The following is a 16,255-nucleotide window of genomic DNA, read 5'->3' as shown; positions in this document are numbered from 1 at the left end:
GGATTTTTTCTCTTTCTTCCCGGCCGCTGTGTGAAGTGAATCACTTGCGCCGTGTCGATGGAGGCGCATTATAGGGATCCGAGTTTTTTGCACAACCCCTTTTTTGATCTTTTCTTTCTGTTTGCACACTTTTCAGCCCTTCCGGGTGGATCTTGTGCGATCAGGGCCATTTTCCGCAGGATCCGGCGCTGGCGTTGGTTGTAATTCCATCGCCAGGGTCTAGTATTGCCGGTAAATATGATCCCGACGTGAGGCAAGCACCATGTCCGATGCAGTACGTTCTTATCTTCAATACACCCCCAAACTCGGTCAGCGCGTCTTGATCGATCCTTCCAGCGTCGTGATCGGCGACGTCGATCTGGCGGATGACGTCAGCATCTGGCCGCTGGTCGCCATTCGCGGCGACGTCAATGCGGTAAAGATCGGCGCACGCAGCAATATTCAGGATGGCAGCGTGCTGCATGTGACTCACCGCTCCGAACATAACCCCGACGGTTATCCCCTGTTAATTGGCGAAGACGTTACCGTGGGCCATAAAGCGATGCTGCACGGCTGCGCCATCGGCAACCGGGTGCTGGTCGGGATGGGATCAATCCTGTTGGACGGCGTAGTTGTAGAAGATGACGTGATGATTGGCGCCGGCAGTTTGGTGGCGCCGGGCAAACGCCTGGCCAGCGGCTATCTTTATATGGGTAGCCCGGCACGCCAGGTTCGGCCTTTGACCGCCGCCGAGTTGGAGGGATTGCTTTATTCTTCTAACAACTATGTACGCTGGAAAGACGAATACCTGTCGGAAGATATCTGATGGGCGCCCCGTTCCCTATAAAGAGAACGGGGTAGAATTTATGCCACCAGTTCGCTGCGCAGCTGGCGTAATACCGGCTCGATCTCCGGCATCACTCCGTGCCAAAGCAGGAAAGCATGCGCCGCCTGCCCCACCAGCATACCCAGCCCATCGGCGTATTCCGTTGCGCCCTGCTGCTGCGCCCAGGCCAGAAATGGCGTAACGCCTTGCTGATAGAACATGTCATAGCAACGGGTTTGCGCATTCACCACGCCTGCAGGCAACGCCGGGATCTCCCCGCTGATGCCGGACGCCGTCGCATTGATCACCAGATCGAACGCTTGCTGATCCAGTTGATCCATCGGCGCCGCCGAGATCTCCCCCAGATGCCGGAAAGCGTCGGCCAACTCTTGGGCCCGACTGAAAGTGCGGTTGGTGATCGTGAGCCGGCAGCCGAAAGACAGCAGCGGCAGGATCACGCCGCGTGCCGCACCGCCGGCGCCCACCAGCAGAATGCGATCCTGCGGCCGAATCAATTGCTGGCGCTGCAGATCGGTCAGCAAACCGATGCCGTCGGTGTTATCCCCCAACAGCTCGCCATTAGGCAATACCTTCAGGGTGTTGACCGCACCGGCCATCGCCGCGCGCTCGCTCAGCTCAGAAGCGGCCGAATAAGCACGCTCCTTGAAAGGCACCGTGACGTTCGCCCCCAGCCCTCCGGCGCGGATAAACGCCTGCAGGCTGGTTTCAAAACCGTCCAGCGGCGCCAACACCGTCCCATAAGGATGCTCAATGCCGGTCTGGGCAGCAAACAGCGCATGAATTCGCGGCGATTTGCTGTGGCCGATAGGGTTGCCAAATACCGCAAACTTCTCCATGCCCATTACCTCTAGCCCTGACGGATCTGTTCGCCGGTCAGAACGTCTCTGATTTCGGAAGGATTAAGACGGCCACCCACCTTGCCGCGCAATACCGGGAAAGCTTCGCCGAACTGCCGCGTGACCTCATCGGCACTGCGGCACGGTTCCAGCCCACTGAGATTGGCGCTGGTCGACACCAGCGGCTTGCCGTACTGCCGGCACAGCAACTGCACCAGCGGATGATCGCTGACGCGCACCGCCAGTGAACTGAAACGCCCGGTCAACAAACGCGGCGTCTCCGGCCGAGCAGGCAACACCCAGGTTACCGGCCCAGGCCAGCTGGCAAACATCGTCGCGCGCTGCTGTTCGCTGAGCGTACTGTCGTCAATATAAGGCTTAAGCTGCGCATAGTCGGCGGCGATCAAAATCAGCCCCTTTTCCCACGGCCGCTGTTTCAGCGCCAGCAATGCATTGACCGCCTGCTCGCTGTCGGGATCGCAACCCAGGCCGAATACCGCTTCGGTGGGATACGCAATCACCTGCTGTTGATGCAAAGCATCGATGATAGATAAAAGGTTCGGGCTTAATTCTGAATTCATGATGTGATTATTCTGTAGTCGCGACGGGTTTTCCGCACAGCTTGCTGGCACAGCACAGGACGGGGCCTTTTGCCGTGCGCTTTTCCATCAGCAGCGGATAATGGCAATAGGCGCATTCACCAGCGACGGGTTTAACGTTGAGAGCGAACTGGCATTCCGGGTAACGATCGCAGGAGTGAAAAACCTTGCCGTAACGCGACTTGCGCTGCAGCAGTTTGCCTTGGCCGCACTGCGGACAGGTAATGGCGGTTTCATCAGGCTTGTCGATCACTTCTGTGTGATCGCACTGCGGATAATCGCTGCAGCCGATAAACATGCCGTAGCGCCCCTGGCGCAGCACCAACGTCGCCTGACACTTCGGGCACGGTTGCCCATCCAACACCTTAACGACATGCCCATCGGCCTGTGCTTTCAGCGGACGAATATATTGGCATTCAGGGTACTGGGAACAGCCGAGGAAAGGGCCGTGGCGACCGCTACGGATCACCAGCTCGGCCCCGCATTCCGGACAGGGTTCATTTTGCCTGGCGGCAAAAATCGCGTTTTTTGTCATAACGTCTTCTATGCGCGTTATCGGCTCAATGCAGATAACCTTCGTTCACTTCAAACAACAGCTCTTCCATTTGCTGATAGGCGCTTTCATATCCGGGGATATTAAACAGCACCATCAACACGACCCATTTCAGATCTTCGAGATCGAATTCCGCATTATCCAAAGCCATAACGCGGTCGATAACCATTTCACGGGTTTCGAGGTTCAATACCTGAATCTGTTCCAGGAACAGGAGAAAACCACGGCAGCCGGCGTCCAAACGCGCGTTTTCCTCTTCGGTATAGATCCGCATCGCCAGCGGATCCGCATCCATAAAGTAAGGCGCATTTTGACCTTCTTGCAGGTCGGCCAACTTCTCAAGCCAATTCAACGCGTTGTAGATATCATCCTGATGAAACCCCGCCTGGGCGAGATCATCGGTCAGTTGATCCTGATCGACGCGCATCTCTGGTTCATTGTGGATATAAGTTTCAAACAAGTACATGAGTACGTCGAACATGGCTTGCCCTCCTTATTCGGACATAGCCGCCGGGTACAGCTGCGATCCACCCTGCTAACTCCAGCTCGAGTAACTTGATTACCACCACTGGCACAGGTTGGCCGGCACGTTCAGCGACGACGTCAACAGGTGTCACCTCATCTCCTACGTTAGCCAACACATCGGCAAATGGCAATTCAACTTCAGCCTGCGACGCACAAATAGTTGTATTTTCGTTCAGTGACAGCCATTGAAGGCCGCTTCCCAGCAATTCGGCGATATCTTTCGGCCCAGTCACCAGATGCGCGCCCTGTTGGATCAGCCAGTGCGTGCCTTCGCTCATCGGGTTCCCTAACGGCCCCGGCAAGGCGAATACCTCACGCCCTTGCTCCAGCGCATAGCGAGCCGTCACCAGGGTACCGCTGCGCAACGAGGCTTCTATGACCAGAACGCCCTGGCTCAGCCCGCTGATAATGCGGTTGCGGCGCGGAAAATGGTCGGCCAGGGGCAAATCGGTGACCAAATGATCTGAAATCACCGCACCGCCCTGCTCGACTATCTGCTCTGCGAGCCTGTGGTGCCGCCGCGGGTAGACATTGGCCAGCCCGCAGCCCAACACCGCTATCGTGCAACCACCGGCCGCCAGCGCTGCGCGATGGCAAATGCCGTCGATGCCGATCGCCAAACCACTGGTGATGGTGAAACCGCAACGCGCCAATTCCTCGGCGAAATGGTTAGCCCAGCGCTCGCCGTAGTGGCTGAACTGCCGGCTGCCAACCATGGCAAGTTGCGGGCGCAACAGCGCCTGAGGATCTCCATCGATCAGCAGGAACAGCGGCGCATCGTCGATCTGAGCCAGGCATTCGGGATAGCCGGCCGCTGCATAGTTCAGCATACGGTGCGCCGGCACTTCCAGCCAACGCAAGGTGGCCGCCAGATAACCAGGATCCGTCTGGTTGAACTGTGCCCGTTGCCGTTCATTCAATCCCAGTTCACGCAACGCGCGGCGAGGCTCGCCACCCATTTGCGATAACTGCCGCACGATCCGGCTGGCCACGACGGTCTGCAGCCCCGTAACCCCCCGCATCCGTAAAGCGATCTCTTCCGGCCGCATCCTCTGTTCCCTCAGCAAAAACGGTGGTATTACCAATCTGAGCAATTGGTGCGCAATGCTGTCAATCAGGCCGGGAAATGTCTAGAATAGAGGTTAAACCTCGTTCATTACTCGGATACAGATCTAAAGATATATGTCAGTCTTGCAGGTATTACATTTCCCAGACGAGCGTCTGCGCAAAGTTGCAGCGCCGGTAAAAGAAGTCAATGCAGATATCCAGCGCATCGTGGATGATATGTTTGAAACCATGTACGCAGAGGAAGGCATCGGCCTTGCTGCGACTCAGGTGGATATCCATCAGCGCATTATCGTGATCGACGTCTCCGAGAATCGCGATCAGCGCCTGGTGCTGATCAATCCGGAGCTGCTGGAAAAAAGCGGCGAAACCGGCATCGAGGAAGGCTGTCTTTCCATTCCCGAGCAGCGTGCATTGGTACCACGCGCCGCGCAGGTGAAGATCCGCGCGCTGGATCGCGAAGGCAAATCTTTCGAGCTGGAAGCGGACGATCTGCTGGCGATCTGCATCCAGCACGAGATGGATCACCTGATGGGTAAACTGTTCGTCGATTACCTGTCGCCGCTGAAGCGCCAGCGCATTCGTCAGAAACTGGAAAAAATGGCCAAGCTCCAAGCCCGCGCCTAACCGATCAGGAAATCAACGTGTCTGACTCTTTACGGATTATTTTCGCCGGAACACCAGACTTCGCAGCGCGTCATCTTGACGCGCTGTTGTCATCTGAGCACCAGATTGTCGGCGTTTTTACCCAGCCCGACCGCCCGGCTGGCCGCGGCAACAAGTTGACGCCAAGCCCGGTAAAAGTGCTGGCTGAACAACACCAACTGCCGGTATTTCAGCCAAAATCGCTGCGCCCAGAAGAGAACCAGCGCCTGGTGGCCGATCTTAACGCCGACGTGATGGTGGTTGTTGCCTACGGGTTGATCCTGCCGCAAGCGGTGCTGGATATGCCGCGTCTCGGTTGCATCAACGTACACGGTTCGCTGCTGCCTCGCTGGCGCGGCGCGGCACCGATCCAGCGTTCGCTCTGGGCCGGCGACAGCGAAACCGGCGTGACCATCATGCAGATGGACGCCGGCCTCGATACCGGCGACATGATGCACAAGATCGCCTGCCCAATTGAGAGCAACGACACCAGCGCCAGTCTCTACGGCAAACTGGCCCAGCTCGGCCCGCAGGGCATGCTGACGACGCTGCGCCAAATGGCCGACGGCAGCGCCACCCGCGAAGTACAGGACGAAGCATTGGTCACTTACGCCGAGAAGCTGAGCAAAGAAGAAGCTCGCCTGGACTGGAACCTGTCCGCTGCACAACTGGAGCGCTGCATCCGCGCCTTCAACCCTTGGCCGATCAGCTACTTCACCATCGACGATCAACCGGTAAAAGTCTGGCAGGCCAGCGTGCTGGCGCAAAGCGCCAACGCGGAGCCGGGCACCGTTGTCCATGCCGACAAGCAAGGCATTCAGGTGGCGACCGCCGACGGCATCCTCAATCTGATCCAGCTGCAGCCCGCCGGTAAGAAACCGATGTCGGCGCAGGACCTGTTAAATTCACGTCGTGAATGGTTTACCCCGGGTAACCGGCTGTAAGTCACCCCACTGCCCGGCCGTTCATCGCCGGGCCGTTATTTTCTTAATGCCGATCGTTATCAGCTTCAGCCTATGAAAAATAATTACAATCTCCGCAGCATCGCTGCCAAAGCCATCGGCCAGGTGCTGGATCAGGGGCAGTCGCTCAGCACTGTCCTGCCGGCGCTGCAAACCTCCATCAGCGACAAAGATCGCGGGTTGCTGCAGGAGCTGTGTTTCGGCACGTTACGCGTGCTGCCGCAGCTCGAATGGTGCATTCAGCAATTGATGGCCAAGCCGCTGACCGGTAAGCAGCGTACGCTGCACTACTTGCTGATGGTTGGCCTGTATCAGCTGCTGTATACCCGCATCCCGGCGCACGCCGTGCTGGCGGAAACCGTGGAAGGTGCGGTAGCGCTGAAACGCCCGCAGTTAAAAGGCCTGATTAACGGCGTCTTGCGGCAATTCCAGCGCCAGCAGGAAGAGCTGTTGCAACGCGCCGCCAACAATGACAGCCGCTATCTGCATCCCAGCTGGTTACTGAAACGCATTCAACAGGCTTATCCCGCCAACTGGGAACAGATCGTCGACGCCAATAACCAGAAGCCGCCGATGTGGCTGCGCGTCAACCGCCTGCATCACACCCGTGACGCTTATCTGCAGCTGCTGAACGACGCCGGCATCGCCGCGGAAACTCATGCAGACTATGCCGATGCAGTGCGTTTGCTGGCGCCTTGCGCCGTGACCGATCTGCCAGGGTTCGCCGAAGGCTGGGTCACCGTGCAAGATGCCTCAGCCCAGGGGTGTGTCGATCTGTTGGATCCGCAAGACGGCGAACAGATCCTCGATCTGTGCGCCGCACCCGGCGGCAAAACCACGCATATTTTGGAAGCGGCGCCGAAAGCACACGTCATGGCGGTCGATATCGACGAACAGCGCCTGGCGCGAGTCAAAGAGAACCTGCAGCGTCTGCGTTTGCACGCAGAGGTTAAACTGGGCGATGGCCGCACTCCGCTGCAGTGGTGCGGGGACAAGCAGTTCGACCGCATCCTGCTGGACGCACCTTGCTCCGCCACCGGCGTGATCCGCCGTCATCCCGACATCAAATGGCTGCGCCGCGATCGCGACATCGCCGAACTCGCCGCACTGCAGGCAGAAATTCTGGAAGCCGTCTGGCCGCATCTAAAATCAGGCGGAGTGATGGTTTACGCCACCTGTTCTATCCTGCCGGATGAAAACAGCAACCAGATCGCCGCGTTCTTGCAACGCCACGCCGATGCCAAGCTGGTTGAAACCGGCGATGCGCAGCGGCCAGGGCGACAGAATATCCCGCATCCCGAGGACGGCGATGGCTTCTTTTACGCTAAGCTGATTAAAATGTAATGCTTCAGGGCGTGCGTGCGCGCCCTAAGTCTTTCAGTGTGAAGCAGAGAACACGATGAAAATAATTATTCTTGGTGCCGGTCAGGTTGGCGGGACGCTGGCGGAAAACCTGGTGGGTGAAAACAACGATATCACCGTCGTCGATACCGATTCCGGCCGCTTGCGTCAGCTGCAGGATAAATTCGATTTGCGGGTGGTTCAGGGGCATGGTTCCCACCCTCGGGTGCTGCGCGAAGCCGGCGCAGAAGACGCCGACATGCTGGTCGCCGTCACCAACTCCGACGAAACCAACATGATCGCCTGCCAGATCGCCTATTCTCTGTTTAATACCCCTAACCGTATCGCCCGTATCCGCGCGCCGGAATACATCCGCGAGTCGGAGAAACTGTTCCTGCCGGAAGCGGTGCCAATCGACCATCTGATTTCGCCGGAGCAGCTGGTCATCGACTATATCTACAAGCTGATTGAATACCCTGGCGCGCTGCAGGTGGTCAACTTTGCCGAAGGCAAGGTCAGCATCGCCGCGGTTAAAGCCTATTACGGCGGCCCGCTGGTCGGCAATGCGCTCTCTTCAATGCGCGAGCACATGCCACATATCGATACCCGCGTCGCCGCCATATTCCGCCAGGATCGTCCGATCCGTCCGCAGGGCTCGACCATTATCGAAGCCGGCGATGAAGTGTTCTTCGTCGCCGCCTCACAGCATATCCGCGCGGTGATGAGCGAACTGCAGCGGCTGGAAAAACCCTATAAGCGCATCATGATCGTCGGCGGCGGCAACGTCGGCGCCGGCCTGGCCGCCAAGCTGGAAAAAGACTACAACGTCAAACTGATCGAGCGGAATCAGCAACGCGCCGCCGAGCTGGCCGAACAGCTGCACGACACCATTGTATTCTACGGCGATGCCTCCGATCAGGAGCTGCTGGCCGAAGAGCACGTCGAGCAGGTGGATGTTTTCATCGCCATCACCAACGACGATGAGGCCAACATCATGTCCGCCATGCTGGCCAAGCGCATGGGCGCCAAGAAGGTGATGGTATTGATCCAGCGCCGCGCCTATGTCGATCTGGTGCAAGGCAGCGTGATCGATATTGCCATTTCCCCGCAGCAGGCAACCATCTCCGCGCTGCTTGGGCATGTGCGCAAAGCGGATATCGTCAGCGTCTCGTCACTGCGCCGCGGCGTGGCAGAAGCGATCGAAGCGATTGCCCACGGCGATGAAAGCACATCTAAAGTGGTCGGCCGCATCGTGGAAGACATCAAGCTGCCACCGGGTACCACCATCGGTGCGATCGTGCGTGGCGACGACGTGATCATCGCCAACGGCAACAGCAAAATCGAACAGGGCGATCACGTCATCATGTTTATTACCGACAAGAAATTCGTGCCGGACGTTGAACGCTTGTTCCAACCGAGTCCGTTCTTCTTGTAGAACGAATTTATTAGGCGATGGTCTATAATTGCGTAGTTGTTCTCTGCCTTGGGAGGAGATAAAACTTCTCGCCATTTGTGGCAAAGGGAAATTGCTTTGTTAAACTTGAGTTATTAATTCTGCAAGGGGTGCGTTCTATGAGTATGTTGAAAGAGTTTCGCGAATTTGCCATGCGCGGCAACGTGGTCGATCTGGCCGTCGGTGTGATTATCGGTGCTGCATTCGGCAAGATTGTTTCGTCCTTCGTGGCTGATATCATCATGCCACCGTTGGGCTTACTGATTGGCGGCGTCGATTTTAAACAGTTCCATCTGGTGTTACGTGAAGCTCAGGGCGCCGTACCGGCGGTGGTAATGAACTATGGTTCATTCATCCAGACCGTATTTGACTTTGTGATTGTCGCCTTCGCTATCTTCCTGGCGATTAAACTGATGAACAAGATGCGCCGCAAGCAGGAAGAAGCGCCAGCAGCGCCGCCAGAACCAACCGCAGAAGAGAAACTGCTGACGGAAATCCGTGATTTGCTGAGCCAGCAACAGCAGCCAAAGCTGTAAAACAGCATTAAGTTACGCCAATAAAAAGCCACCGATGAAGGTGGCTTTTTTAATGCCTTAAAACCAGAAAGCCAGTGGTAAATTATCGTTTGATAGTTTGCCACTGGCCTCCCAGTTACCGCCTTTGTTGTGTTTTTCTTTACGCCGATAGCTGCCTTTGCCTTTCACATTCTTTTCCACTCGTTGGCGGAATAGCGGGTCATACAGCAGCGCCTCAATGGCGTTATCTTGAATCTGGCCTTTAGTGTGACGATATTTCGTCATGGTAATGCTCCTGTAAAAGGTAGGGTAATAAAACGAGCCGATAATACTGCCGGCAATATAAAAATTAAAGTGTCGTCAGCAATCTTTTTTGCCTTTATCATCGCTGGCACCCTGTTCCAAGGCTTCCAGAATAGAACAATAGTTGCTGGTATGGGCAGTGCCGCAGCAGGCGTCACTCAGGCGTTTCAACGATTCGCGCATGCGAGTCAGCTCCGCCAACTTGCTTTCCACTTCGCTCAGTCGCGCATCGACGATCGACTTCGATTCCTGGCAGGTATGATGTTCAGGATCAACCCGGATCGACAGCAGTTCGGCGATCGTTTCCAGAGTAAAGCCCAACTGTTTGGCATAGCGAATAAAACGCAGCCGCTGCAGGTCCTGCTCCGTATACAGCCGATAACCGCCTTCGGTGCGGACATTGTGATCCATCATGCCCTGCTTTTCATAGTAACGCACGGTATCCGGCGTCACTTCGGCGAGCTTGGCCAACTGACCTATCTTGAACATTACCGCTCCTCTCGGGTGAACTTGCCATCAAGCGCGCGCTGATATTCGCCATGCAAGAAATCGGTGCTCATCCCAGCCTGACGCAGCCGGTGCTCCAGCAGTGCCATGCGCTTGCTGAGATCGACATAGTCCGGATGTTCGCTATTAATCTCTTGCAGCAAGCGGGCAACGGTCAACGCCTCTTTACGATCTTCCAGCGCCGGCGGCAGGTAACCGGCATTTTTCAGCAAACGGTAACCGGCGCGTAGCTCGGGCGGCACCGCGCTGTCATCTTCCAGCGCCAGCGGCTGCCCCTGGCCAGGCAGGTTGTCGAACTCGCCTTTATCCTGAGCATCAAGGATATGACGCTCCGCCCATTGATCAAGCAACCCCATGACAGACAGCCTCGGTTAGCCTAATGAATAAGCCTTAGCATAGCGGATAGGGGCGGGGATCTTAAGCACTGCAGGGGAATTGCGCACATTTGGCTGGATTTGGACGTAAAAAAACCGGGCAAGCCCGGTTTTTTTACGCGTCTACAGATTACTCTGCAGTTGCTACTTCTGCTTGAGACTCAGCACGATCAACCAGCTCGATGTATGCCATCGGCGCGTTGTCGCCTGCGCGGAAGCCACACTTCAGAATGCGAGTGTAACCACCGGCACGGCTCGCGAAACGCGGGCCCAGCTCGTTAAACAGTTTTGCCACGATCTCGTTATCACGAGTACGGGCGAATGCCAGACGACGATTAGCTACGCTGTCGGTCTTGGCAAGAGTAATCAGCGGCTCAACAACGCGACGCAGCTCTTTTGCTTTTGGCAGGGTCGTCTTGATGATCTCATGACGAACCAAAGAGCCGGCCATGTTACGGAACATAGCCTGGCGATGGCTGCTGTTACGGTTCAGTTGACGACCACTCTTACGATGGCGCATGACCTTATCCTTCTCAGTAAAACCTTAACCTGTGATCCGGTTACTCGTCAGCAATGCTTGCCGGCGGCCAGTTTTCCAGGCGCATGCCCAGAGACAGACCACGTGAGGCCAGCACGTCTTTAATCTCGGTAAGAGATTTTTTACCCAGGTTTGGCGTTTTCAGCAACTCAACCTCGGTACGCTGTACCAGATCACCGATGTAGTGGATAGCTTCTGCCTTGAGGCAGTTAGCAGAGCGGACAGTCAATTCCAGATCGTCAACAGGGCGCAGCAAGATCGGATCGAATTCCGGTTTCTCTTCTTTAACTTCCGGCTGACGCACATCACGCAGGTCAACGAAAGCTTCAAGTTGTTCAGCCAGAATGGTGGCCGCACGGCGGATCGCCTCTTCAGGATCGATCGTGCCATTGGTCTCCATTTCGATGACCAGCTTATCCAAGTCAGTACGCTGTTCTACACGCGCAGCTTCAACATTGTAGGCGATACGCTCTACAGGGCTGTAGCAGGCGTCAACCAACAGACGACCGATTGGGCGCTCATCTTCTTCCGAATGAATTCGGGCAGAAGCCGGCACATAACCGCGACCGCGCTGAACTTTGATACGCATGCTGATAGCCGCGTTCTCATCAGTCAGGTGGCAAATCACGTGCTGAGGCTTGACGATTTCGACATCACCATCATGGGTGATGTCGGCAGCGGTCACAGGGCCAATGCCAGATTTATTCAGGGTAAGAATAACTTCGTCTTTGCCTTGAACTCTCACCGCCAGCCCTTTCAGGTTGAGCAGGATCTCCAGGATATCTTCCTGTACGCCTTCTTTGGTGCTGTACTCATGCAGTACACCATCAATCTCAACCTCGGTCACCGCGCAACCCGGCATAGATGAAAGCAGAATACGGCGCAGTGCGTTGCCAAGAGTATGGCCAAAGCCACGCTCTAAAGGCTCAAGGGTCACCTTGGCGTGCGTCGAACTGACTTGCTCGATATCTACCAGGCGCGGTTTTAGAAACTCTGTCACAGAACCCTGCATTGTGTCCTCTCTTTGGTACTAAGCTTTACTTGGAGTAAAGCTCGACGATCAGGTGTTCGTTAATGTCCGCAGACAGATCGGTACGTTCAGGCATACGCTTGAACACGCCTTCCATCTTAGCAGCATCAACTTCCAGCCAAGTCGGCTTTTCACGCTGCTCAGCCAGCTCCAGAGAAGCTTTAACACGAGACTGCTTTTTAGCTTTCTCGCGGATGCTGACTACGTCATTCGGAGATACCTGATAAGAAGCGATGTTAACAACGCGACCGTTTACCATAACTGCTTTGTGGCTAACCAGCTGACGTGACTCTGCACGAGTAGCGCCGAAGCCCATACGGTAAACAACGTTGTCCAGACGACCTTCCAGCAGCTGCAACAGGTTTTCACCGGTGTTGCCCTTCAGGCGGGTTGCTTCTTTGTAATAGTTGCGGAATTGACGCTCCAGAATGCCGTACATACGACGAACTTTCTGCTTCTCACGCAACTGAACACCGTAATCAGACAGACGCGGTTTACGCGCACCATGCTGACCAGGTGCTTGTTCAATTTTACACTTGGAATCGATCGCGCGAACGCCAGACTTAAGGAACAGGTCTGTGCCCTCACGACGGCTCAGCTTGAGCTTAGGACCCAAATATCTTGCCATTTTCTTTCTCCAACAATCCTAAAAGCTGCGTTACACGCGGCGCTTTTTCGGCGGACGACAACCGTTATGAGGGATCGGAGTCACATCAGTAATGTTAGTGATGCGGAAACCAGCCGCGTTCAGAGCGCGGATAGTAGACTCACGACCAGGACCAGGTCCTTTAACCATAACTTCCAGGTTCTTGATACCGTATTCTTTCACTGCGTCAGCACAACGTTCTGCTGCAACCTGTGCTGCGAACGGAGTGGACTTACGAGAACCACGGAAACCGGAACCACCGGCTGTTGCCCAACCCAAAGCATTACCCTGACGATCAGTGATGGTAACGATGGTGTTGTTGAAAGAAGCATGGATATGAGCCACGCCGTCAGAGACTTGCTTTCTTACACGCTTACGTGTACGAACAGGTGCCTTTGCCATTATTCAATAACCCCGATTATTTCTTGATCGGCTTGCGCGGACCCTTACGGGTACGAGCGTTGGTCTTGGTGCGCTGACCGCGTACCGGCAGACCACGACGATGACGCAAACCACGATAGCAACCAAGGTCCATAAGACGCTTGATGCTCAGGGTAATTTCACGACGCAAATCACCCTCAACGGTGTATTTGGCAACTGCATCACGAAGCTTTTCGATTTGCTCTTCAGACAGCTCACTGATCTTAACATTTTCAGCAATACCCGTAGATGCACAGATAGCCTGTGAACGGGTTTTACCGATACCGAAGATCGACGTTAAGGCGATAACGGTATGTTTATGATCAGGAATGTTAATGCCTGCTATACGGGCCACTATGCACTCCTACTATTTTATACAGCAACACCATTCTGAAAAGCCCGTTTTCAGGATACTCAAATAATGTTGCAGTGCGACATACAAAAGATTGGCTGGCTAATCTAGCCAGCTCAACCCAACTTTGCAAGAAAAATATGCGAGATAATCAGCCTTGACGCTGTTTATGCTTCGGCTCGGCGCTGCAAATCACACGAACGACACCGTTACGCTTAACGATTTTGCAGTTACGACATAATTTCTTGACGGAAGCACGAACTTTCATTTTTACTCTCCGTAACTTCTCAAACGAATCTGACTAGCGGTTATAGCCTTTCAGATTTGCTTTCTTCAATGCAGACTCGTACTGACTTGACATCATCAGAGTTTGCACTTGAGCCATAAAGTCCATGATGACGACAACCACGATCAGTAGCGAGGTACCACCAAAGTAGAATGGTACTTTCATTGCATCACGCATGAACTCCGGGATCAGGCAGATGAAAGTAATGTACATCGCGCCCACCAGGGTTAAACGCGTCATTACTTTATCGATATACTTCGCCGTTTGCTCTCCCGGACGAATTCCTGGTACGAAGGCACCGGACTTCTTCAGGTTATCTGCTGTCTCACGCGGGTTGAAAACCAACGCCGTGTAGAAGAAACAGAAGAAGATGATTGCAGACGCATAGAGTAACACATAAAGCGGTTGCCCTGGCTGCAAATACAGCGAAATCGTAGTCAGCCAGTTCCAACCGGTACCGCCCCCAAACCATGATGCAATCGTGGCCGGGAACAGAATAATGCTGGAAGCGAAAATCGCCGGGATAACACCCGCCATGTTCACTTTCAACGGTAAGTGTGTACTCTGTGCTGCATAAACACGACGACCTTGTTGACGCTTCGCATAGTTAACGACGATACGACGTTGACCACGCTCGATGAAAACAACGAAGAAGGTTACTGCAAACACCAATACTGCAACCAACAGCAGCAGGAGGAAGTGCAGGTCGCCTTGCCGCGCTTGCTCAATAGTATGGGCCACTGCCGGCGGGAGCCCCGCTACAATACCCGCGAAGATAATGATCGAGATACCGTTGCCGATACCGCGCTCAGTAATCTGCTCACCCAGCCACATCAGGAACATTGTCCCGGTTACCAGGCTCACAACCGCAGTAAAGTAGAATGCAAAGCCTGGGTTTAACACCAGGCCCTGCATACCAGGCATATTCGGCAGACCGGTAGCAATACCGATCGACTGGAATATGGCCAATACCAGCGTACCGTAGCGGGTGTACTGGCTAATCTTGCGACGGCCAGCCTCCCCTTCTTTCTTGATTTCCGCCAACGCTGGATGAACCACCGTCAGCAGCTGGATAATGATCGACGCCGAGATATACGGCATGATCCCCAGAGCAAAGATAGAAGCACGGCTGAGGGCACCACCAGAGAACATGTTAAACATTTCAATGATAGTGCCTCTCTGCTGCTCAAGCAATTTGGCAAGCACAGTGGCATCGATACCAGGAATCGGAATGAAAGAGCCGATGCGGAAGACAATCAGCGCGCCGATGACAAACAAAAGTCTGCGCTTCAGCTCGCCGAGCCCGCCTTTAGCACTTTGAAAATCTAATCCTGGTTGCTTAGCCATCTGCTACTTATTCCTCAATTTTACCGCCAGCAGCCTCGATAGCAGCACGAGCGCCTTTGGTGACACGCAGACCACGCAGGGTTACCGGACGAGCGACTTCGCCAGAAAGTACAACTTTCGCGAATTCGATCTGGACACCAACTACGTTAGCGGCTTTCAGCGCGTTCAGGTCGATAACATCGCCTTCAACCAGAGCCAGTTCAGACAGACGAACTTCTGCCGTGATCATCGCTTTGCGTGAAGTGAAGCCGAATTTCGGCAGACGACGGTACAGAGGCATCTGACCACCTTCGAAACCACGACGTACGCCACCGCCAGAACGAGACTTCTGACCTTTGTGACCACGGCCGCCGGTTTTACCCAGGCCAGAACCAATACCACGACCTACACGCTTAGGCGCATGCTTGGCACCTTCAGCCGGAGACAGAGTATTTAAACGCATCTGTTACTCCTCAACTTTAACCATGTAGGAAACCAGGTTGACCATACCGCGAACAGCAGGAGTATCCTCGCGCTCTACGGTGTGACCAATACGACGCAGACCCAGACCGAGCAGAGTAGCTTTATGCTTCGGCAGACGGCCAATTGAGCTGCGAGTTTGTGTAACTTTAATAGTCTTAGCCATGGTCAATTACCCCAGAATGTCGGCAACGGATTTACCACGCTTAGCAGCGACCATTTCAGGAGACTTCATATTCGCCAGAGCGTCGATAGTTGCACGAACCACGTTGATCGGGTTGGTGGAACCATAAGCTTTAGCCAATACGTTGTGCACCCCAGCAACTTCGAGAACGGCGCGCATTGCACCGCCCGCGATGATACCGGTACCTTCATGAGCAGGCTGCATGAACACGCGAGAACCCGTGTGAGCGCCCTTAACAGGGTGCTGCAGGGTGCCGCTGTTCAGCGCGACGTTCATCATGTTGCGACGGGCTTTTTCCATCGCTTTCTGGATCGCTGCTGGAACTTCGCGTGCTTTGCCGTAGCCAAAACCAACGCGACCGTTACCATCACCAACTACAGTCAGTGCGGTAAAGCTGAAAATACGGCCACCTTTTACGGTTTTAGATACGCGGTTTACCGCGATCAGCTTTTCCTGCAGTTCGCCAGCTTGTTTTTCGATGTGAGCCAT

The 16,255-nt window shown here is 54.9% G+C and carries 24 protein-coding genes; 6 read left to right on the top strand and 18 right to left on the bottom strand.

The genetic code is table 11. The features are described 5' to 3' along the window. The first annotated feature begins 262 nt into the window (after positions 1 to 262). Complete coding sequence (locus AC2CGQ_RS24655; protein ID WP_004929699.1) at positions 263 to 805, top strand: gamma carbonic anhydrase family protein; 543 nt, start codon at positions 263 to 265, stop codon at positions 803 to 805. 38 nt (positions 806 to 843) lie between these two features. On the opposite strand, the gene aroE is transcribed toward AC2CGQ_RS24655, so the two are convergent. From aroE to dprA, 5 genes are read right to left on the bottom strand one after another with little or no spacing between them, the layout of a single operon-like run. Then, positions 844 to 1,662, bottom strand: a complete 819-nt coding sequence (gene aroE / locus AC2CGQ_RS24650) for a shikimate dehydrogenase (protein ID WP_031300344.1) — start codon at positions 1,660 to 1,662, stop codon at positions 844 to 846. Positions 1,663 to 1,673: 11 nt separating this feature from the next. Continuing rightward, positions 1,674 to 2,243 carry an L-threonylcarbamoyladenylate synthase type 1 TsaC gene (gene tsaC, locus AC2CGQ_RS24645; protein WP_015379258.1) on the bottom strand — a complete coding sequence of 190 codons (570 nt, stop codon included), beginning with the start codon at positions 2,241 to 2,243 and terminating at the stop codon, positions 1,674 to 1,676. A 7-nt stretch (positions 2,244 to 2,250) separates the two neighbouring features. Continuing rightward, entirely contained in the window at positions 2,251 to 2,796 is a 546-nt protein-coding gene (locus AC2CGQ_RS24640; RefSeq protein ID WP_033631947.1) for a DNA topoisomerase family protein, read from the bottom strand. A gap of 25 nt (positions 2,797 to 2,821) precedes the next feature. Then, positions 2,822 to 3,295 carry a DUF494 family protein Smg gene (gene smg / locus AC2CGQ_RS24635; protein ID WP_033631946.1) on the bottom strand — a complete coding sequence of 158 codons (474 nt, stop codon included), beginning with the start codon at positions 3,293 to 3,295 and terminating at the stop codon, positions 2,822 to 2,824. Then, entirely contained in the window at positions 3,267 to 4,388 is a 1,122-nt protein-coding gene (gene dprA, locus AC2CGQ_RS24630; RefSeq protein WP_085337627.1) for a DNA-protecting protein DprA, read from the bottom strand. Before dprA ends, smg begins: the two co-directional genes overlap by 29 nt. Positions 4,389 to 4,521: 133 nt before the next feature. On the opposite strand from dprA, the gene def reads away from it, so the two are divergent. The 5 genes from def (at position 4,522) to mscL (ending at position 9,341) form a co-directional block, all read left to right on the top strand. Continuing rightward, the gene (gene def / locus AC2CGQ_RS24625; RefSeq protein ID WP_004929710.1) at positions 4,522 to 5,031 is read left to right on the top strand and encodes a peptide deformylase; all 510 of its coding nucleotides are present in this window, start codon (positions 4,522 to 4,524) and stop codon (positions 5,029 to 5,031) included. 17 nt (positions 5,032 to 5,048) lie between these two features. Further along, positions 5,049 to 5,993, top strand: a complete 945-nt coding sequence (gene fmt / locus AC2CGQ_RS24620; RefSeq protein ID WP_085337628.1) for a methionyl-tRNA formyltransferase — start codon at positions 5,049 to 5,051, stop codon at positions 5,991 to 5,993. 72 nt (positions 5,994 to 6,065) lie between these two features. Further along, positions 6,066 to 7,355 (top strand): 16S rRNA (cytosine(967)-C(5))-methyltransferase RsmB, encoded by a 1,290-nt coding sequence (gene rsmB / locus AC2CGQ_RS24615; protein ID WP_176326620.1) that lies wholly within the window; start codon positions 6,066 to 6,068, stop codon positions 7,353 to 7,355. A 55-nt stretch (positions 7,356 to 7,410) separates the two neighbouring features. Continuing rightward, positions 7,411 to 8,787, top strand: a complete 1,377-nt coding sequence (gene trkA, locus AC2CGQ_RS24610; RefSeq protein ID WP_004929716.1) for a Trk system potassium transporter TrkA — start codon at positions 7,411 to 7,413, stop codon at positions 8,785 to 8,787. 137 nt (positions 8,788 to 8,924) lie between these two features. Then, complete coding sequence (gene mscL / locus AC2CGQ_RS24605; RefSeq protein ID WP_015379263.1) at positions 8,925 to 9,341, top strand: large-conductance mechanosensitive channel protein MscL; 417 nt, start codon at positions 8,925 to 8,927, stop codon at positions 9,339 to 9,341. Between the two features lie 57 nt (positions 9,342 to 9,398). On the opposite strand, the gene AC2CGQ_RS24600 is transcribed toward mscL, so the two are convergent. The 13 genes from AC2CGQ_RS24600 to rpsE all read right to left on the bottom strand — a co-directional run bounded on the left by AC2CGQ_RS24600 (position 9,399) and on the right by rpsE (position 16,255). Beyond that, positions 9,399 to 9,605 carry an alternative ribosome-rescue factor A gene (locus AC2CGQ_RS24600; protein WP_176326621.1) on the bottom strand — a complete coding sequence of 69 codons (207 nt, stop codon included), beginning with the start codon at positions 9,603 to 9,605 and terminating at the stop codon, positions 9,399 to 9,401. A 75-nt stretch (positions 9,606 to 9,680) separates the two neighbouring features. Continuing rightward, positions 9,681 to 10,112, bottom strand: coding sequence for a Zn(2+)-responsive transcriptional regulator (gene zntR / locus AC2CGQ_RS24595; RefSeq protein ID WP_004929722.1), 432 nt, complete (start codon positions 10,110 to 10,112; stop codon positions 9,681 to 9,683). Beyond that, on the bottom strand, positions 10,112 to 10,486 hold the full coding sequence (locus AC2CGQ_RS24590) for a DnaJ family domain-containing protein (protein ID WP_004929724.1): 375 nt from the start codon (positions 10,484 to 10,486) through the stop codon (positions 10,112 to 10,114). Before AC2CGQ_RS24590 ends, zntR begins: the two co-directional genes overlap by 1 nt. 148 nt (positions 10,487 to 10,634) lie before the next feature. Continuing rightward, positions 10,635 to 11,024, bottom strand: coding sequence for a 50S ribosomal protein L17 (gene rplQ / locus AC2CGQ_RS24585; RefSeq protein WP_004929726.1), 390 nt, complete (start codon positions 11,022 to 11,024; stop codon positions 10,635 to 10,637). 40 nt (positions 11,025 to 11,064) lie between these two features. Further along, on the bottom strand, positions 11,065 to 12,054 hold the full coding sequence (locus AC2CGQ_RS24580; RefSeq protein ID WP_002919219.1) for a DNA-directed RNA polymerase subunit alpha: 990 nt from the start codon (positions 12,052 to 12,054) through the stop codon (positions 11,065 to 11,067). A 25-nt stretch (positions 12,055 to 12,079) separates the two neighbouring features. Next, complete coding sequence (rpsD, locus tag AC2CGQ_RS24575) at positions 12,080 to 12,700, bottom strand: 30S ribosomal protein S4 (RefSeq protein ID WP_004929729.1); 621 nt, start codon at positions 12,698 to 12,700, stop codon at positions 12,080 to 12,082. 30 nt (positions 12,701 to 12,730) lie between these two features. After that, the gene (rpsK, locus tag AC2CGQ_RS24570) at positions 12,731 to 13,120 is read right to left on the bottom strand and encodes a 30S ribosomal protein S11 (RefSeq protein WP_004929731.1); all 390 of its coding nucleotides are present in this window, start codon (positions 13,118 to 13,120) and stop codon (positions 12,731 to 12,733) included. Positions 13,121 to 13,136: 16 nt separating this feature from the next. After that, entirely contained in the window at positions 13,137 to 13,493 is a 357-nt protein-coding gene (gene rpsM / locus AC2CGQ_RS24565; RefSeq protein ID WP_004929734.1) for a 30S ribosomal protein S13, read from the bottom strand. Between the two features lie 148 nt (positions 13,494 to 13,641). Next, entirely contained in the window at positions 13,642 to 13,758 is a 117-nt protein-coding gene (rpmJ, locus tag AC2CGQ_RS24560; RefSeq protein WP_002227352.1) for a 50S ribosomal protein L36, read from the bottom strand. Between the two features lie 33 nt (positions 13,759 to 13,791). Next, positions 13,792 to 15,123 (bottom strand): preprotein translocase subunit SecY, encoded by a 1,332-nt coding sequence (gene secY, locus AC2CGQ_RS24555; protein ID WP_004929740.1) that lies wholly within the window; start codon positions 15,121 to 15,123, stop codon positions 13,792 to 13,794. Between the two features lie 7 nt (positions 15,124 to 15,130). Beyond that, positions 15,131 to 15,565 carry a 50S ribosomal protein L15 gene (gene rplO, locus AC2CGQ_RS24550; protein WP_004929742.1) on the bottom strand — a complete coding sequence of 145 codons (435 nt, stop codon included), beginning with the start codon at positions 15,563 to 15,565 and terminating at the stop codon, positions 15,131 to 15,133. A gap of 3 nt (positions 15,566 to 15,568) precedes the next feature. Next, positions 15,569 to 15,748 (bottom strand): 50S ribosomal protein L30, encoded by a 180-nt coding sequence (rpmD, locus tag AC2CGQ_RS24545; protein WP_048232028.1) that lies wholly within the window; start codon positions 15,746 to 15,748, stop codon positions 15,569 to 15,571. A 6-nt stretch (positions 15,749 to 15,754) separates the two neighbouring features. Next, positions 15,755 to 16,255 carry a 30S ribosomal protein S5 gene (gene rpsE, locus AC2CGQ_RS24540; protein ID WP_004929747.1) on the bottom strand — a complete coding sequence of 167 codons (501 nt, stop codon included), beginning with the start codon at positions 16,253 to 16,255 and terminating at the stop codon, positions 15,755 to 15,757.

Source organism: Serratia sp. DFXYC6 (assembly GCF_057196085.1).
Note: the sequence above shows the minus strand (reverse complement) of the source record. Positions and strands in the feature narration are given on the sequence as shown.

Excerpts from the sequence above, each read along its gene's own strand:
- AC2CGQ_RS24655 (WP_004929699.1), top strand. The coding sequence starts at position 263 with ATGTCCGATGCAGTACGTTCTTATCTTCAATACACCCCCAAACTCGGT.
- aroE (WP_031300344.1), bottom strand. The coding sequence starts at position 1,662 with ATGGAGAAGTTTGCGGTATTTGGCAACCCTATCGGCCACAGCAAATCG.
- tsaC (WP_015379258.1), bottom strand. The coding sequence starts at position 2,243 with ATGAATTCAGAATTAAGCCCGAACCTTTTATCTATCATCGATGCTTTG.
- AC2CGQ_RS24640 (WP_033631947.1), bottom strand. The coding sequence starts at position 2,796 with ATGACAAAAAACGCGATTTTTGCCGCCAGGCAAAATGAACCCTGTCCG.
- smg (WP_033631946.1), bottom strand. The coding sequence starts at position 3,295 with ATGTTCGACGTACTCATGTACTTGTTTGAAACTTATATCCACAATGAA.
- dprA (WP_085337627.1), bottom strand. The coding sequence starts at position 4,388 with ATGCGGCCGGAAGAGATCGCTTTACGGATGCGGGGGGTTACGGGGCTG.
- def (WP_004929710.1), top strand. The coding sequence starts at position 4,522 with ATGTCAGTCTTGCAGGTATTACATTTCCCAGACGAGCGTCTGCGCAAA.
- rsmB (WP_176326620.1), top strand. The coding sequence starts at position 6,066 with ATGAAAAATAATTACAATCTCCGCAGCATCGCTGCCAAAGCCATCGGC.
- trkA (WP_004929716.1), top strand. The coding sequence starts at position 7,411 with ATGAAAATAATTATTCTTGGTGCCGGTCAGGTTGGCGGGACGCTGGCG.
- mscL (WP_015379263.1), top strand. The coding sequence starts at position 8,925 with ATGAGTATGTTGAAAGAGTTTCGCGAATTTGCCATGCGCGGCAACGTG.
- AC2CGQ_RS24600 (WP_176326621.1), bottom strand. The coding sequence starts at position 9,605 with ATGACGAAATATCGTCACACTAAAGGCCAGATTCAAGATAACGCCATT.
- zntR (WP_004929722.1), bottom strand. The coding sequence starts at position 10,112 with ATGTTCAAGATAGGTCAGTTGGCCAAGCTCGCCGAAGTGACGCCGGAT.
- AC2CGQ_RS24590 (WP_004929724.1), bottom strand. The coding sequence starts at position 10,486 with ATGGGGTTGCTTGATCAATGGGCGGAGCGTCATATCCTTGATGCTCAG.
- rplQ (WP_004929726.1), bottom strand. The coding sequence starts at position 11,024 with ATGCGCCATCGTAAGAGTGGTCGTCAACTGAACCGTAACAGCAGCCAT.
- AC2CGQ_RS24580 (WP_002919219.1), bottom strand. The coding sequence starts at position 12,054 with ATGCAGGGTTCTGTGACAGAGTTTCTAAAACCGCGCCTGGTAGATATC.
- rpsD (WP_004929729.1), bottom strand. The coding sequence starts at position 12,700 with ATGGCAAGATATTTGGGTCCTAAGCTCAAGCTGAGCCGTCGTGAGGGC.
- rpsK (WP_004929731.1), bottom strand. The coding sequence starts at position 13,120 with ATGGCAAAGGCACCTGTTCGTACACGTAAGCGTGTAAGAAAGCAAGTC.
- rpmJ (WP_002227352.1), bottom strand. The coding sequence starts at position 13,758 with ATGAAAGTTCGTGCTTCCGTCAAGAAATTATGTCGTAACTGCAAAATC.
- secY (WP_004929740.1), bottom strand. The coding sequence starts at position 15,123 with ATGGCTAAGCAACCAGGATTAGATTTTCAAAGTGCTAAAGGCGGGCTC.
- rplO (WP_004929742.1), bottom strand. The coding sequence starts at position 15,565 with ATGCGTTTAAATACTCTGTCTCCGGCTGAAGGTGCCAAGCATGCGCCT.
- rpmD (WP_048232028.1), bottom strand. The coding sequence starts at position 15,748 with ATGGCTAAGACTATTAAAGTTACACAAACTCGCAGCTCAATTGGCCGT.
- rpsE (WP_004929747.1), bottom strand. The coding sequence starts at position 16,255 with ATGGCTCACATCGAAAAACAAGCTGGCGAACTGCAGGAAAAGCTGATC.